General features: G+C 59.0%; 4 protein-coding genes. All 4 read right to left on the bottom strand.

Annotated features, from left to right (window positions below; genetic code table 11):
* Window positions 1-29: 29 nt before the first annotated feature.
* The 4 genes from ACT3TY_RS17825 to tnpA are packed head-to-tail and all read right to left on the bottom strand — an operon-like array spanning window position 30 to window position 2,601.
* Entirely contained in the window at window positions 30-299 is a 270-nt protein-coding gene (locus tag ACT3TY_RS17825; RefSeq protein ID WP_022519664.1) for a hypothetical protein, read from the bottom strand.
* A complete protein-coding gene (gene tnpC / locus ACT3TY_RS17820) occupies window positions 289-1,941 on the bottom strand; it encodes an IS66 family transposase (protein ID WP_022519765.1) in 1,653 nt (550 codons plus the stop codon). The genes ACT3TY_RS17825 and tnpC overlap by 11 nt, the downstream gene beginning before the upstream one ends.
* A gap of 28 nt (window positions 1,942-1,969) precedes the next feature.
* Window positions 1,970-2,314: an IS66 family insertion sequence element accessory protein TnpB gene (tnpB, locus tag ACT3TY_RS17815; RefSeq protein ID WP_016915087.1), complete on the bottom strand. Its 345-nt coding sequence runs from the start codon at window positions 2,312-2,314 to the stop codon at window positions 1,970-1,972.
* Window positions 2,311-2,601: an IS66 family insertion sequence element accessory protein TnpA gene (tnpA, locus tag ACT3TY_RS17810; protein WP_022519766.1), complete on the bottom strand. Its 291-nt coding sequence runs from the start codon at window positions 2,599-2,601 to the stop codon at window positions 2,311-2,313. Before tnpA ends, tnpB begins: the two co-directional genes overlap by 4 nt.
* Window positions 2,602-2,686: the final 85 nt, after the last annotated feature.

The raw sequence follows: 2,686 nt of genomic DNA, 5'->3' as shown, positions 1-2,686 counted from the left end.
GTAAGCGTTCATTCCAAGACGTAGTTGACCTACTTCACGTCCCGGAGAGGTCTCAATAACTCCGGCGAGACCTTGTACTGCTTCCTGCCATCCTCATCCAGCACGATCACGCTCTTGCGGTTGATCTTGGTGACAATCCCCAGCACGGGGCCTTCCCGGCTCTCGAAGGTCACTTTCAGGCCCACCCGCAACTGGCTCAGCGCCTGGAGGTTCTCCCGGTCACGCAGTTCATCAATTCGCCGGCAGATGTATTGATTCAGTTCCAGCAACTGGTCGATGCTCATGTCGTCAATGCGCATGAACGGTGGCCTCCGGCTGTTTGTTCTGTCGGTCAGGATGGCGTGGATCGATCAGCGCCCGTAGCGGATTCTCGGCGAACCGGGTTTTCCAGAGACGAGGCGTCAGGTCGCTGACGTCACTGGCCGGATGCTGGCTGATGCGTTGCAGCACGTCCACCAGGTAAGTGTAGGGGGTAATATTGTGCAGCTTGCAGGTGCTGATCAGACTCTGGATGATGCCCAGGTGTTCCGCCCCCAATTCAGTCCAGCAGAACATCCAGTTTTTCTTGCCCATGGGAATGGGGCGTAGTGCCCGCTCGAGGTGGTTGGTGTCTGGCTGCACGTCTGGGTTTTCCAGGAATACGCTCAGGCTGGCTTCCCGGCTGAGCACGTAGTTCAGAGCTTTGGTCAGTGGATCGCTCGGCACCAGGCCGCCTGACGCCAACTGATCCCGGCACCACTGGAAGAAGCCGCTAACGACCGGTTTCGAGTGTTCCAACCGGTACTGACGTTTCTTCTCGCCAGTCAGCCCGTGGGTTCTGATGGTTTCTTCATTCCGGTACAGCGCTGCGATTCGTTGCAGGGCCTCGGTGACGGTTTCCGGGTGATCCTTCTGCGCCTCGATAAAATAACGGCGGCTATGCACCCAGCACTGGGCGTGGGTGACGTTCTCTTGGGCAGCAGCGTAGCGGGCATAGGCCGCGTAGCCGTCACTGATCAGCGTGCCGTTGAACGATTCGCTGAGGATGGCTTCGATGTGGGCACGCCCACGGCTGTTCGAGTAGGTGAACACCACCTCGTCGGCATCGCCGTATAACGGCCAGAACCAGCCGGATTTCAACTTGCCTTTTTGCGGGCCCGCCCGACCCTGGTGACCGGCCTTGATCGGCGTTTCATCCATGGCCAGCACCCGACTGCGCAGCACGTTGTCGGTCTGGGCATCCACAATGGGCCGAAGCAGGTCGATCACGCGCTTGACCAGATTGGTCAGGGTGCTGCGGCTGATTGTGATACCGGCTTGCTGGATGCGCTGGTGCTGACGGTACAGCGGCAGGTGGAACTGGAACTTGTCCACCAGCAACCCGGCCAGCAGACTGACATCGGCCAGGCTGTTGTCCAGCACGTTGAACGGGGCCGGCGTGGTGATGGGCTTGTCACTCCCCTTGCGCCGGAACACCGGGCGCTCCACCTTCAGCACCACGTAACTGGAGGCCCGCTGGGCCAGCCGGTAGGTGGTCTTACTGCCGATTACTTCGTACTGATCGGCCTCCGGCCCTGTCAGCTCTGGCGGCAGATACTCTATGACTTCCACCGGCACATCAGAGGTAAAGCGCAGACCGGTGTCGTTCAGGCAGCCATCGTCGCGCTGCTTCTTGCCGGTGCCACGCTGATAGGCCTTGATGGGGCGTTCTTCTTCGTCAGCAGGCGGCGCCGGTAGCGGCGCTTCCTCTGGCTGGAACAAGCTGTCCTGCCCGGGAAGATCGAACACCTGCTTCTCGGATTTGGGACCGAACAGCTGCTTTTTGAACCAGTCCAGTTGATGCGTCAGCTGACGAATCGCTTCTGCCTGGGCTCCCAACTGCTCCCGCAACACGGCATTCTCCTCGGCCAGAGCCGAGTAGGAAGGTGCATTGGAAGAAGGAGCGGAAGCGGTTGAATTCATGGCCGATATTATATCGAAAGTCGGCCTTCTATACCCCTCGAAAACGCTTGAACTGGCGATATTTCTGCACCTCGATGCCATCGATCAGCAGTTGCAGATCCGTCAGGGTCAGGGCTCGCTGCCCGGAGGCGGATAACGGCACCCGGAACTGGCCCTGCTCCAGGCGCTTGGCCCACAGGCAATAACCGGTGGCGGTGAAGTACAGCATCTTCATCTGGGTCTTGCGACGATTGACGAAGACGAAATACTGGCCACTGAGCGGGTCGTGCTTCAACTGATTCCGAACCAGGGCGCTCAGGCCCCGGAAGGATTTGCGCATGTCTGTGGGTTCGGTACATAGCCAGATGCGCGCCTGGCTATCGAGCCCGATCATCCGTTCTGGCTCAGCCGTAGCTCGACGCCGTTACCCAGGCTGAGCACAATATTCCAGCCTAAGCCGGATGATGGCGACGTGCCCATCAGTGACGACAAATCGAGAAAGCTGGCTTCTCCAGAGTCTGTCGAATTATCGGTCGGCTGATCGGACAGGCGCTTTCGCCAGTTGCAGAAGCTGGAATAGCCAATGTTCTCTTGTTTACAAAACTGCGAAGCTGACAGACCACTGTCACGATGCTGGTCAACCAGGGCCTGCCACTGTTCCGGGGTGCGGTGCTTTCTCATGGGGGTAACCTCGTGTGGGCAAATGTGAGGTTACTGTAGGGCGAATGTCAGCCGGGCGGCAGGACGTCTTAGAATGAACGCTTAC

Source organism: Halomonas sp. AOP22-C1-8, from assembly GCF_052378905.1.
GTDB lineage: Bacteria > Pseudomonadota > Gammaproteobacteria > Pseudomonadales > Halomonadaceae > Vreelandella > Vreelandella citrativorans.
This window is presented reverse-complemented; position numbering and strand designations above follow the sequence as displayed.